Annotated in this window: 5 protein-coding genes; 1 reads left to right on the top strand and 4 read right to left on the bottom strand. The window is 68.6% G+C overall.

Annotated elements, in window-relative coordinates; genetic code table 11:
* Positions 1-554 precede the first annotated feature (554 nt).
* A complete protein-coding gene (locus IB225_RS10305; protein WP_192311165.1) occupies positions 555-7,349 on the top strand; it encodes an ESPR-type extended signal peptide-containing protein in 6,795 nt (2,264 codons plus the stop codon).
* 67 nt (positions 7,350-7,416) lie between these two features.
* Here IB225_RS10305 and IB225_RS10300 read toward each other — a convergent pair whose 3' ends face one another.
* The 4 genes from IB225_RS10300 to purL all read right to left on the bottom strand — a co-directional run bounded on the left by IB225_RS10300 (position 7,417) and on the right by purL (position 14,401).
* A complete protein-coding gene (locus IB225_RS10300) occupies positions 7,417-7,869 on the bottom strand; it encodes a hypothetical protein (protein ID WP_192311164.1) in 453 nt (150 codons plus the stop codon).
* A 4-nt stretch (positions 7,870-7,873) separates the two neighbouring features.
* Complete coding sequence (gene gspE / locus IB225_RS10295; RefSeq protein ID WP_192311163.1) at positions 7,874-9,586, bottom strand: type II secretion system ATPase GspE; 1,713 nt, start codon at positions 9,584-9,586, stop codon at positions 7,874-7,876.
* Positions 9,587-9,649: 63 nt separating this feature from the next.
* Positions 9,650-10,330, bottom strand: coding sequence for a hypothetical protein (locus IB225_RS10290; RefSeq protein WP_192311162.1), 681 nt, complete (start codon positions 10,328-10,330; stop codon positions 9,650-9,652).
* A gap of 174 nt (positions 10,331-10,504) precedes the next feature.
* On the bottom strand, positions 10,505-14,401 hold the full coding sequence (purL, locus tag IB225_RS10285; protein WP_192311161.1) for a phosphoribosylformylglycinamidine synthase: 3,897 nt from the start codon (positions 14,399-14,401) through the stop codon (positions 10,505-10,507).
* Positions 14,402-14,467: the final 66 nt, after the last annotated feature.

Below are 14,467 nucleotides of genomic sequence, written 5' to 3'. Positions count from 1 at the left end.
CGACGTGCTTACTCAACGACTTGCGACCTCCATTTCAAGCGGGTCGTGCATGTACCCCTGTTTACTTGTCACGACACTCTTCACGCGGCGACTACACGCTCTACACACCATCTACACATGGCGTTAACGCCTTGTTTTCAGCGGTTTCATCGCGTTGATACGAACGTAGCAAATCTCTCGCAAATTGCACAACGCGGTTGTAGTGTTCGATCACACGGAGTTGTTGAGCGTCATCTCGGGATGAGGGGATGGGGAATGCGGAAATCTTTCGCCAACGCGATTTTTTGTTTCACTGCTTCACTTGCACGCCTTTCGATTGGCACCACGCCTGCGTCACTTCGCTCGCGCACGCCGCGCCATGTTCGCGGCCAACGGCACGGAACTCACTCTCTCGTCATCTTCCTATCCAGCGCTTCGTGCAACGCGGCCGCGCGTCTCCCCTGTCGCCGGCCCTGTTGTCTTTTCCCCTGACGTAGTCCGCTTCGAATCCCCGTGCCGCAGCAAGGCATGGCGCTGTCGTATTCCCCCGAAAACACAGATGAAGGACGTGATCCATGAACAGGATTTACAGCAAGGTGTGGAACCCCTCCCTCGGCATGCTGGTGGTGGCCTCCGAGTTCGCGCGGCGCGCGCATGGCGTGATGTCGTCCGGTGCGCGCGTGCGTGCGCGCCTGGGAGTGACGCTGCTCGTGTCGGCCCTGCTTGCAGGTGCGCCGTTCGGCGCGGCGCTGGCGCACGACAAACAGAAAGGCCAGCCGCACAACGACAAGCCGCAGATCGGAACGGGGCCTGCCTTCTGCGTGGACTCGCGTGGAAATCCCATCATCGATGGCCGGCCCGGCGAGAACGCCGTGTCCTGCGGTGATAACGTCGACGCGTCCGGCCGCCATGCGGTCGCGGTCGGCTACAAGACCATCGCGAACAAGGCGGGCGCGACGGCGATCGGCGGCTACGCCGAAGCCAAGGGCGTGAACGCCACTGCCGTGGGCTACGACAGCAACGCGACCGCGCAGGGCGCGACCGCGCTGGGCAGCCAGAGCAATGCGACCGGCGCGAACGCGACGGCAGTCGGTACGCAGGCCAACGCGACGGGCGCCGGCGCAAGCGCCGTGGGCACCGGCAGCAGCGCCACGGGCGCCTACGCGGGCGCCTTCGGCAGTTCGTCCACGGCATCGGGTACGCAGGCATTGGCCGCGGGCCACACCAGCACGGCCACCGGCATCGCCACCGTGGCGGTCGGTGGATTCGCCAATGCATCGGGCAGCTTCGACACGGCGGTGGGCTACGGCTCCGATGCCAGCGGTGGCGACAGCACCGCACTCGGCTCCGGCTCCATCGCCTCCGGCTACAACAGCGTTGCCGTGGGTGGTTCGCTGCTCGGCTTCCTGCCGACCGAGGCGTCGGGTGACTTCTCGACCGCTGTTGGTGGCGGCGCATGGGCACCGGGCACGAATGCCACCGCCATCGGCAACCTGGCATCGGCGACCGCCGACAACAGCGTGGCACTCGGTGGCGATTCGGTCGCTGATCGCGAGGACACCGTTTCCGTCGGCAGCGCCGGCAGCGAACGACAGATCACCAACGTGGCGGCCGGCACGGAAGGCACCGATGCGGTGAATCTCGATCAGTTGAACGCAGTTGCCGAAGCGTCGGAGAACGCCACGCGCTACTTCAAGGCCAACGGCGCGAACGACGGCTCGGATGACGCCGTAGCGAACGGCGACTACGCCACGGCATCCGGCTCCGCCGCACTGGCCGACGGCGTCGGTGCGACAGCAACGGGCTCCGGCGCGTTCGCCATTGCCAACAGCGCGACGGCGACCGGCTTCAACGCGACGGCCACCGGCGAGAACAGCGTCGCCAGTGGTGCCGGTGCGCAGGCATCGGGATCCGGCGCTGTTGCGGTGGGTGGGCAGCGTCAAGTATTGGACGAAAACGGCGATCCGGTGCTCGATGAAGATGGAAATCCCGTCTACGCCAGCACCGAAGCGACCGCGGATGACGCCACAGCTGTCGGTGCAGGTGCAGTCGCCAGTGATGTCGGTGCAAGCGCAGTAGGCGCGGGCGCGACGGCGTCCGGTGCCTACTCGTCGGCCGTGGGTACCGAAGCATCTGCTTCCGGCATCCAGTCAACGGCCGTCGGTTTCCGCAGCGATGCCTCGGACGATGCCGCAACGGCAATCGGTGGTTACAGCAGCGCGTCCAACTTCGGCGCATCGGCATTTGGTTATGGCGCCGAGGCCAGCGGAAACAGCGCGACGGCCTTGGGCTTCGGTGCGGTCGCCAGCAACTACGACAGCACCGCGCTCGGGTCGAACTCCATCGCCAGCGGTGACAACAGTGTCGCCGTCGGTGGTGCGTTCTTCGGCTTCCTGCCGACCGAAGCCTCCGGTGACTACTCCGTCGCCGTCGGTGGTGGCGCGTACACGCCCGGCTTCAATTCGGTCGCACTGGGCAACCTGGCTACCGCAGAAGCCGACAACAGCGTCGCCATCGGTGGCGACTCGGTTGCGGATCGCGAGGACACCGTCTCCGTCGGTAGCGCCGGCAGCGAACGCCAGATCACCAACGTGGCGGCGGGAACCGAGGGCACCGATGCGGTAAACCTCGATCAGCTCAACGCGGTGGCCGAAGCCTCGGAGAACGCCACGCGCTACTTCAAGGCCAACGGCGAAGAGGATGGCACTGACGACGCAACGGCGAACGGCGACTACGCAACCGCGTCCGGTTCGGCCGCCGTGGCCGATGGCGTAGGCGCAACCGCCACGGGTTCGGGCGCGTTCGCGCTGGCCGACGGCGCCACCGCCACCGGCTTCAACGCCACCGCCACCGGCGCGAACAGTGTCGCCAACGGCAGCAGCGCTGAAGCCACCGGCGATTCCAGCATCGCCATTGGCGGCCAGGTGGATGCCTTCGATGCCGATGGAAATCCGATCACCGTCAGCACCGTGGCCTCCGGCCTGGGCGCCACGGCGGTCGGCTCCGGCAGCCTGGCGTCGGCCCTCGGCAGTTCCTCGTTCGGCGTACTCAGCGAAGCGAGTGGCGAGGCCAGCTCGGCGTTCGGTTACGGCAGCACGGCCACCGGCTCGTACGCCTCCAGCTTCGGCCATGCCAGTGGCGCCACCGGCGACTACAGCGTGGCCGTCGGCGGGCCGGCGGACCTGATCCCCGGTTTCGGCCTGCTCGTCTACACGCAGGCCAGCGGCTTCAGCTCGGCGGCGTTCGGTTCCGGCGCGATCGCGGCAGGCGACTACAGCCTGGCCGCCGGCAGCCTGGCCGAAGCCTCGGGACTGGAAAGCACCGCGGCCGGCTTCTTCTCCTACGCGCCCGGCGATTACGCCACGGCGCTCGGTGCGGAATCGTGGGCCAGCGGCGACAACAGCACCGCCGTGGGTTTCTACAGCACGGCGCTGGGCGACAACAGCGTGGCACTCGGCGCCAACTCGACGGCCGACCGCGACAACACCGTCTCGGTAGGCGACGTGGGTAGCGAGCGTCAGATCACCAACGTGGCTGCTGGCACGGAAGGCACCGACGCGGTGAATCTCGATCAGTTGAATGCAGTTGCCGAAGCATCGGAGAACGCCACGCGTTACTTCAAGGCGAACGGCGCCAACGACGGCTCGGATGACGCGGTGGCCAATGGCGACTACGCCACGGCGTCCGGTTCGGCCGCGCTGGCCGACGGCGTCGGCGCGACGGCAACGGGCTCCGGTGCGTTCGCCATCGCCAACGGCGCGACGGCGACCGGCTTCAACGCGACGGCGACCGGCGAAAACAGCGTCGCCAATGGCGCAGGCGCGCAGGCCTCCGGCGCTGGTTCGATCGCCTTGGGCGGTCAGCGCCAAGTGCTCGATGAGAACGGCGATCCGGTACTGGATGAAGATGGAAATCCCGTCTACGCTAGCACCGAAGCGACCGCGGATGACGCCACGGCTGTCGGTGCGGGTGCAGTCGCCAGCGACGTGGGCGCAAGCGCAGTAGGCGCGGGTGCAACGGCATCCGGCGCCTACTCCTCGGCGGTGGGTACCGAAGCCTCTGCTTCCGGCATCCAGTCAACGGCGGTCGGTTTCCGCAGCGACGCCTCGGACGATGCCGCAACCGCGATTGGCGGCTACAGCAGCGCGTCCAACTTCGGCGCATCGGCGTTTGGTTATGGCGCCGAGGCCAGCGGAAACAGCGCGACGGCCTTGGGCTTCGGTGCGGTCGCCAGCAACTACGACAGCACCGCGCTCGGGTCGAACTCCATCGCCAGCGGTGACAACAGTGTCGCCGTCGGTGGTGCGTTCTTCGGCTTCCTGCCGACCGAAGCCTCCGGTGACTACTCCGTCGCCGTCGGTGGTGGCGCGTACACGCCCGGCTTCAATTCGGTCGCACTGGGCAACCTGGCTACCGCAGAAGCCGACAACAGCGTCGCCATCGGTGGCGACTCGGTTGCGGATCGCGAGGACACCGTCTCCGTCGGTAGCGCCGGCAGCGAACGCCAGATCACCAACGTGGCGGCGGGAACCGAGGGCACCGATGCGGTAAACCTCGATCAGCTCAACGCGGTGGCCGAAGCCTCGGAGAACGCCACGCGCTACTTCAAGGCCAACGGCGCAGGCGATGGCAGCGATGACGCCACCGCCAACGGCGACTACGCCACGGCATCCGGTTCAGCCGCGCTGGCCGACGGCGTCGGCGCCACCGCGACCGGCTCCGGCGCGTTCGCCATCGCCAACGGCGCGACGGCGACCGGCTTCAATGCGACCGCGACCGGCGAGAACAGTGTGGCCAACGGCGCGGGTGCGCAGGCGAACGGCGCCGGTGCCGTCGCGGTCGGCGGCCAGCGCCAGCTGTTCGACGAGAACGGCGATCCGCTGCTCGATGAGGATGGCAACCCGGTCTATGCCAGCACCGAGGCCACGGCGGATGACGCCACGGCGATCGGGGCCGGCGCGATCGCCGGTGAGGTCGGCGCGAGTGCGGTCGGCGCGGGTGCGAATGCATCCGGCGCGTACTCCACCGCACTGGGCACGGAAGCCTCCGCGTCCGAAACGCAGTCCACCGCAGTCGGCTTCCGCAGCAGTGCGGGCGGACTGGCGTCCACCACCGTCGGTGGCTACAGCAGCGCAGGCGGCGACTTCGCCTCGGCGTTCGGCTATGGCGCCGATGCGGCCGGCAGCGGCGCGACCGCCGTGGGCGAAGCGGCGAGCGCGGGCGGCGAAGAGAGCACGGCCGTCGGTGGCACCACGTTCTTCGGCCTGATCAACACGCGCGCCAGCGGGACCGGCAGTTCGGCCTTCGGCAACGGGGCCTGGGCGACCGGCGAGTACAGCACCGCACTCGGCCACAACAGTTACGCCGACGGCGACGACAGCGTGGCCGTGGGCGTGAACTCGGTGGCTGCGGCGACCAACAGCGTCGCGATCGGTGCGAACTCGTGGAACGATCGCGACAACACTGTCTCGGTCGGCGATGTCGGTGCCGAACGGCAGGTCACCAATGTCGCTGCCGGTACCGAAGGCACGGACGCGGTGAACCTGGACCAGTTGAACGCCCTGGCGGAAGCCTCGGAAAACGCCACGCGCTACTTCAAGGCGAACGGCGCGGGCGATGGCAGCGATGACGCCACGGCCAACGGCGACTATGCGACGGCGACCGGCTCGGCGGCGCTGGCTGACGGTACGGGTGCGACAGCCACCGGCTCCGGTGCTTTCGCACTGGCGGATGGCGCCACGGCCACCGGCTTCAACGCCACCGCGAGCGGCACCAACAGCGTCGCCAGCGGCACCGGCGCGCAGGCGGCCGGCGCGGGATCGGTCGCGGTCGGTGGACAGCGCCAGCTGTTCGACGACAACGGGGATCCGCTGCTCGACGAGGACGGCAATCCGGTCTACGCCAGCACGGAAGCGACGGCCGACGACGCCACCGCACTCGGCGCCGGTGCCGTCGCCAGCGACAGCGGCGCGACGGCGACGGGCGCAGGCGCGACCGCATCCGGTGCCTATGCCACCGCCACCGGCACCGAGAGCTCGGCGTCCGGACTGCAGGCCACCGCCACCGGTTTCCGCAGCGATGCCTCCGGTGACGGCTCGGCGGCCGTCGGCAGTTACAGCAATGCGTCCGCGCTCGGGGCATCCGCGATCGGCTACGGCGCCGAGGCGTCGCAGGAGAACGCGACGGCCCTCGGCTTCGGTGCGGTCGCCAGCAACTACGACAGCACCGCGCTGGGATCCAATGCGGTCGCCAGTGGCGACAACAGCGTGGCGGTCGGCGGCGCGTTCTTCGGTTTCCTCCCGACCGAGGCCTCCGGTGACTACTCCGTCGCGGTCGGTGGCGGTGCGTACACGCCGGGCTTCAACGCGGTGGCGCTGGGCAACCTGGCCACTGCGGAAGCCGACAACAGCGTGGCCATCGGTGGCGATTCGGTCGCCGATCGCGAAGACACGGTGTCGGTCGGCAGCGCCGGCAGCGAGCGCCAGATCACCAACGTCGCCGCCGGCACCCAGGCGACCGACGCGGTGAACCTGTCGCAGCTGAGCTCCGTCGCCAGTTCGCTGGGCGGTGGCGCCGGGTTCTCGGGCGGCATGTTCATCGCGCCGAGTTACACGATCCAGGGCACGACGTACAACAACGTGGGCGCGGCGTTCACCGCGGTCGACGCCAAGCTCAACGAGCTGTACGGCATGTACAACGGATCGACCAGCGGCACGACCACCGCGTCGGCCAGCGCGGCACCGCCGACCCAGGCAAGCCAAGGCCAGGTGACCGGCGATACCGCCTCGACGAATGCGGGTGGAACCGCCGGTGCGGGTGGCAACGCGTCCACGCCCACGCGCGGTACGGCGACGACCACGGATACCGCCGGTAGCGGCGCCGTGGCCAGTGGCCAACCTGCGGTCGCGGCGCCCACCGACGCCACCGCCACGGCCGATGTCCCCGCCGCGGCCGCGTCCTACGCCGATGCAGGCGACGCCAACACGCTCAGCAGCGCGCAGTCCTACACCGACCAGTCCTCGGCGAGCACGCTGGCCAGTGCGAAGGCCTACGCCGACTTCCAGGTCAAAGCCCTAGAGGACGACTTCAACGCCTTCCGCGGTGACGTGGACCGTCGCTTCTCCGAGCAGGACCGCCGTCTCGACCGGATGGGCGCGATGAGTTCGGCGATGCTGAACATGGCGATCAACGCCGCCGGCAGCCGCAGTCCGCGTGGACGGGTCGCCGTGGGCGCGGGTTGGCAGAACGGCGAGAACGCCCTGTCCGTGGGCTACTCGAAGCCGATCGGCGAACGCGCGTCCTTCAGCATCGGTGGTGCGTTCAGTGGCGACGAGAAGTCGGCCGGCGTGGGCTTCGGTATCGACCTGTAACCCGGTTGTCGCAACGAAGAAGGGCCCGGCAATGCCGGGCCCTTTCTTTTTTGCGGAAGGCCAGTCGTCAGTCGCAGGCCATGCGGCCCGAGGGCAGCACGCGCGGATTGCCCATCGCGAAATGCGTCACCGGCCGTTCCCACATCTCGAACGACGAGATGCCCGGCGTGACGCCGCAACTGCTGGTGTAGGTGAAGGTCTCGCCATCCGTCGACACGTACAGGTCGAACTTGATCGACACCGGCAGCGTGCTGCTGACCATCAGCGTGGTCTGGGTGGCGTCGCCACTGCGCGCCGCCCGCAGGTTGCCCGGCGCGTCGCCGGCCGGCGCGGACGCCGCGACCTTCCCGTCCACTACTTCGACCTGCAGCGCCAGCGACGGCGAAGCACTGCCGATGGCGAAGCCGGCGGGCAGCTCGCCGCGGGCCATCGGCTTCGGTGCCGCCTTGCCTGCCCACGCCGCGCCCGTCACCGCCGACACGGCCAGCGCCAGCACGCCTCCCGCCACGATCCTGTTCACGCGCTCAGCCCTCCTCGGTCACGCGCAGCACTTCCTCGATGGTCGTCTCGCCGGACAGCGCCTTGACGATGCCGTCCTCGTACATCGTGCGCATGCCGTTCTCGCGCGCCAGCTGTTCGATCTCACCCATGCCGGCGTGGCGCATGATCGCGCGACGGATCGCGTCGTTCATCACCAGGAACTCGACGATGGTGGTGCGGCCGAGATAACCGGTCGGCGCGATCGCCGAACCGCGTGGTCGATACAGGAAGATCTCGCCCTGCGGCTGGAAGCGGCGCAGGCCGAACTTCTCGATTTCCTCGGGCGAGGCGGCGTACTTCTCCGCATGCGTCTGCTCCAGCCGGCGCACCAGGCGCTGGGCGAGGATGCCGTTGATGGTGGAGGTCATCAGGTAATCCTCCACCCCCATGTCGAGCATGCGGGTGATGCCGCCGGCCGCATTGTTGGTGTGCAGCGTGCTGAGCACCAGGTGGCCGGTCAACGCGGACTGGATGGCGATGCGCGCGGTCTCGAGGTCGCGCATTTCGCCGATCATGATGATGTCCGGGTCCTGGCGCACGATGCTGCGCAGGGCGTGGGCGAAATCCAGTCCGATCTGCGGCTTGGCCTGGATCTGGTTGATGCCCTCGATCTGGTATTCGACCGGATCCTCGACCGTGATGATCTTGACGTCCGACGTGTTGAGCTTGCTCAGCGCCGTGTACAGCGTGGTGGTCTTGCCCGAGCCGGTGGGACCGGTGACCAGCAGGATGCCGTGCGGCTGCTCCAGCACTTTCTGGAACTGCGGCAGGAAGGCATCGGTGAAGCCGAGCTTCTTGAAGTCGAACACCACCGTCTCGCGGTCGAGCAGACGCATCACCACGCTTTCACCGTGCGCGGTCGGCACGGTGCTGACGCGAAGATCCAGTTCCTTGCCCTGCACGCGCAGCATGATGCGGCCGTCCTGCGGCAGGCGGCGCTCGGCGATGTTGAGCTTGGCCATGATCTTGACGCGGCTGATCACGGCGGCGGTGAGATTGGCGGGTGGGCTCTCGCCCTCCTCCAGCACGCCGTCGATGCGGTAGCGCACCTTCAGCCGGTTCTCGAACGGCTCGATATGGATGTCGGACGCGCGCAGTTCGACCGCACGCTGGATGACCAGGTTGACCAGCCGGATGACCGGCGCTTCCGAGGCGAGGTCGCGGAGATGCTCGACGTCGTCCAGGTCGACGGTGGATTCACCGTCCGCGTTCTCGACGATGGCGCCCATCGCGCTGCGGCCCTGCCCGTAATAGCGCTCGATCAGGTCGCCGATCTCGGAACGCAGCGCGACCTGCGGCCGCACCATACGCCCGGTGGCCAACCGCACGGCGTCCATCGCGTACTGGTCCTGCGGATCGGCCATCAGCAGGTCGACGTGGGTTTCGTCCTCGCCCACCGGACAGACATGGAACTGCTTCAGGAAACGCTGCGACAGCGCCAGCGATTCCGGCGGCGCATCCGGTGCGTCCTTCACGGTGACCAGCGGCAGCCCGAGGACTTCGGCCGCGGTTTCCGCATGGTCACGTTCGGAGACCAGGCCCAGCCGCGACAGCAGCGCCAGCAGGCCTCCGCCCGTCTCTTCCTGCAGCCGTCGCGCACGCGCCAGGTCGGCTTCCTTCAGCCGACCGCGGCCGAGCAGCGCGGCGACGATGCGCTCGTCGTCGGAAAGCGGATTGTCCAGCGCAGCTGCGTCCACGGAAGGCCTCCTTCAGGTGCCCGACTTTAGCAGGTCCGACCGGCGGCCCCTGTCGTCCGCGCGTTACGGCAGGCGGACCAGATAGTCCACGTTGGCCAGATGAATACGCGTGCCTAGGTTGCCGTCCCACGCGACCGTGGCGCCATGCGCCTCCAGCACCGGAATCACGTCCTCGCGCATCAATGCCGTCACGATCTGCGCATAGCGCTGATCGCGCTGCGCCTCCGGCAATGCCTTCCATTCGGCTTCGGTGGTCCACGCATCGAGGAAGGCGCCGTAGCCGATGTAGGTGCTGCGGTCCTCGATCAGCCGGTCGGTATCCTGCTGGTGGTAATAGATGTAGCCGCGCCAGGTGCGGCTGTCGTCGCGCTCGTCGAAGATCTCGCCCGACGCGCAGGTGCCGCAGCAGCTGAAATGCTCGCGCGCCACGATGCCACGTTCGGCCAGCGCCGCGAACGCACGCGTCAATGCGGTGGTCGCCGCAGGATCCCAGTGCGCCTGTTGTGCGCGCCGTGCCGCCACGACGGCCGCGAATGCACCTTCGATCCTTGAATCGTCGAGGCCCCACGCTTCCGCTTCCTCTTCCATGCTTTCCACGAACGCCGACGCATCGTCGTCGCCCCGCACGACCCATTGCCACGCGCGTTCGCGGAGCTCGGCCTCGACGTCGTCCGCAAGGCCGAGCGATGCCGGAAGCCGGAAGCCGGCGGGCGCCGCGTTGGTGGGGGACCCGGCGTGCGTCATGCCGACGGGCTCCGCCTTGCCGTCCCGTCCACCGCGCCTGAAGCGATCAAACCATCCCATCCGCACGTCCTCCCTGAAGTGATGCCGCGACGGTAGCGAATCGGACCCGCAAAAACAAAGAGGGGAAAGGCGCCTGCCTTTCCCCTCCTGCGGACGACGCCGATGGACCTGCGCTTATCCCACCCACACCCGCGCGTTGCGGAACATGCGCAGCCACGGCGAATCGTCCGGCCAGCCGGCCGGATACCAGCTGTGGTTGGCGCTGCGCGGGGTGCGTTCCGGGTGCGGCATCAGGATGGTCGCGCGACCGTCGTCGCTGGCCAGGCCGGCGATGCCGTCGGGCGAACCGTTCGGATTGAGCGGGTACGTCATCGCAACCGCGCCATCGCCGTCCACGTAGCGCAACGACACGCGGGCAGCGGCCTGGTCGACCGCGCCGGCGAACGACGCGCGGCCTTCGCCATGCGCCACCGCCACCGGGATGCGCGAACCGGCCATGCCGCGGAAGAACACCGACGGCGACTCCTGCACTTCCAGCAACGCCACGCGGGCTTCGAACTGCTCGCTCTGGTTGCGCAGGAACTGCGGCCAGTGCTCCGCACCGGGGATGATGTCCTTCAGCTGGCTCATCATCTGGCAGCCGTTGCAGACGCCCAGCGAGAACGTGTCGGTCCGCGCGAAGAACGCGGCGAACGCATCGCGCAGCGCATTGCGTTCGAGGATGGACGTCGCCCAGCCACGGCCCGCGCCCAGCACGTCGCCGTAGCTGAAGCCACCACAGGCGGCGAGGCCGCTGAAACCGTCCAGTGCCACGCGACCGCTGATCAGGTCGCTCATGTGCACGTCGAACGCATCGAAGCCGGCACGGGTGAACGCCGACGCCATCTCGATCTGTCCGTTGACGCCCTGCTCGCGCAGGATCGCGACCTTCGGCCTTGCGCCGGTGGCGATGAAAGGCGCGGCGACATCGTCGCCGGCATCGAACGACAGCTTCGGCTTCAGTCCGGTGCGGCCGAACTGGCGCGCGGTGTCGCGCTCCTGGTCGGCGGCCTCGGGGTTGTCGCGCAGCTTCTGCATCGCATGCGTGACCGACCACCAGGCATCGAACAACTCTTCCCAGCGCCATTCGGCCAGCACGTCGCCGTCCTGCTGCACGCGGATCGCCGACGCCGTGGTCGGGCGTGCGATGCGCTGCGCGCACTCGGTCAGCGCGTGGCGCTCGACCAGGTCGGCGAACGCCGCACGGTCTTCATCGGCCACCTGCACCACCGCGCCCAGCTCTTCGGCGAACAGCGTGCGGAAGGCATCGTCGCCCCAGCCGTCGAGGTTGATGTCCAGGCCACGATGCGACGCGAACGCCATTTCGCACAGCGCGGCGAAGGCACCACCGTCGCTGCGGTCGTGGTACGCGAGCAGCAGCCCGGCCTCGCGCGCATCGGCGATCAAATGGAAGAAGTCGCGCAGGCGCTGCGGATCGTCGAGGTCCGGCACGCTCTCGTCACGATCGCCGCCGGCGAACGCCGGCCACGCACCGTCACCGCCGGACTGCGGGTAGACCTGCGCCAGCACCGAACCGCCGAGACGCTTCTTGCCGGCACCCAGGCCGATCAGCCACAGATCGCTGTCGTCTTCGCGCGACAGCAGCGGCGTGAGCTGCTGGCGTACATCGGTCACCGGCGCGAACGCGCTGATGATCAGCGACACCGGCGACACCGATTTCTGCGCCTGGCCGTCGCTATGCCACTGCGCCTGCATCGACAGCGAGTCCTTGCCGACCGGGATGCTGATGTCCAGGTCCGGACACAGCTCCATGCCGACGGCCTTCACCGCATCGAACAGCAGCGCGTCTTCGCCGGGATGACCGGCGGCGGCCATCCAGTTGGCGGACAGCTTCACGCGATGCAGCGATTCGACCGGCGCGGCGCACAGGTTGGTGATCGCTTCACCGACCGCCATGCGGGCGGCGGCGGCGGCATCCAGCAGCGCCAGCGGCGTGCGTTCACCGATGGCCATCGCTTCGCCCACGAACCCTTCATAGCCGCTTAGGGTGATCGCGCAGTCGGCCACGGGCATCTGCCACGGGCCGACCAGCTGGTCGCGCGCGGTCAGGCCACCGACGCTGCGGTCGCCGATGGTGATCAGGAACTGCTTGGACGCGACCGTCGGATGCGCGAGCACGCGCAGTCCGGCGTCGCGCAGATCGAGCGACGACGTCTGCAGCGCTGGCCACTTGGGCGCGTCCGGATAGGCGGTGTCGCGGTGCATCTTCGGCGGCTTGCCGAACAGCACATCCATCGGCAGGTCGATCGGTGCATCGGCGGGGATGTTGCCCGGCGTGGCGCCATAGGCGACCACCAGGTGTTCTTCCTTCGTCGCCACACCGACCGCGGCGAACGGACAGCGCTCGCGTTCGCACAGCGCAGCGAACTCGGCCAGGCGCGCCTGCGGCACGCCCAGCACGTAGCGCTCCTGCGATTCGTTGCACCACAGCTGCATCGGCGACAGCGAAGGATCGTCGCTGGGCACCTTGCCCAGGTCGATCACGCCGCCGACGCCGGAGTCGTGCAGCAGCTCGGGGATCGCATTGGACAGACCGCCCGCGCCGACGTCGTGGAACCACAGGATCGGGTTGTCGTCGCCCATCGCCACGCAGCGGTCGATGACTTCCTGGCAGCGGCGCTCCATTTCCGGGTTGTCGCGCTGCACGCTGGCGAAATCGAGCTCCTCGGCGCTTTCGCCGGATGCGACCGAGCTGGCGGCACCGCCACCCAAGCCGATCAGCATCGCCGGACCGCCGAGCACGATCACCGCATCGCCCGCCGACAGCGTCTTCTTCTCCACCTGGATGCGGTCGATCGCGCCCAGGCCACCGGCCAACATGATCGGCTTGTCGTAGGCGCGCGTCAGGCCGGCGCCTTCCGGCAGCTCGAAGCTGCGGAAATAGCCGAGCAGGTTGGGACGGCCGAATTCGTTGTTGAACGCGGCGCCACCCAGCGGGCCATCGAGCATGATCTCCAGCGCCGGCGCCATGCGCGGGTTCAGCGCGCGCGGCGCCTCCCACGGCTGCGGCAGCGTGGGGATGCGCAGGTGCGAGACCGAGAAGCCGGTCAGGCCCGCCTTCGGCTTGCCGCCGCGGCCGGTCGCGCCCTCGTCGCGGATCTCGCCACCGGCACCGGTGCTGGCACCGGGGAACGGCGCGATCGCGGTCGGGTGGTTGTGCGTTTCCACCTTGATGCAGAACGCCGAGTCGACGGTCGCTTCCAGGCGGTACTGGCCGCCGGCATCGGGACGAAAGCGCGCCGATGCGTAGCCTTCGATCACCGCCGCGTTGTCGCTGTACGCGCTGAGCGTGTGCTCCGGCGTCTGCGCATGCGTGTGCTTGATCATCCGGAACAGGGAACGGTCCTGGTCCTTGCCGTCGATGGTCCAGCTGGCATTGAAGATCTTGTGGCGGCAATGCTCGGAATTGGCCTGCGCGAACATCATCAGTTCGACGTCGGCCGGATCGCGGCCCAGTTCCGTGTAGCGCGTGCGCAGGTAGTCGATCTCGTCGTCGGCGAGCGCCAGGCCCAGCCGCGCGTTGGCCGCTTCCAGCTGCGCCAGCGGGATGCGTTCCAGTTCGCCACGCGCTGGCGCGGTGAACAACGCCTGCGCCTGCTCGCGCGTGGCCAGCAGGGATTGCGTCATCGGATCGTGCAGCGCCTTGGCCAGCGTCGGCGAGGCGTCGTCCCAGCCTTCCAGGTCGATACGCAGGCCGCGCTCGACGCGCTTCACCGGCTGGCCGGCGCCACGCAGCAGTTCGGTGGCCTTGCTCGCCCACGGCGACAGCGTGCCCAGGCGCGGCGTGACGAACCGCGAGACGGCGCCGTCGGCCAGCGCCTCGTCCTGGTCACCCGCCTGCAGGATGCGGCGCAGCGTGGCCAGGTCCGGCGTCGCGCCGGCCTCGGGTTCGACGAAGTAGACATGCCAGGCCCCGCGGATGCGGACACCGGAGGCAATGGACTGGAGCTTGGATTCGAGCCGCGCGCGGCGGAAGTGCGACAAGGCCGGTTGGCCTTCAAGGACGATCATGTCCGGAACCGTGGGGGCGTGCCGTCAGGACGGGGCCCGCTATTGTAGCGAAGCCGGCGCGGCGCC

This window comes from Pseudoxanthomonas sp. PXM02, from assembly GCF_014851805.1.
Lineage (GTDB): Bacteria > Pseudomonadota > Gammaproteobacteria > Xanthomonadales > Xanthomonadaceae > Pseudoxanthomonas_A.
The sequence above is the reverse complement of the archived record's forward strand: the minus strand, read 5'-3'. Positions and strand labels throughout refer to the sequence as shown.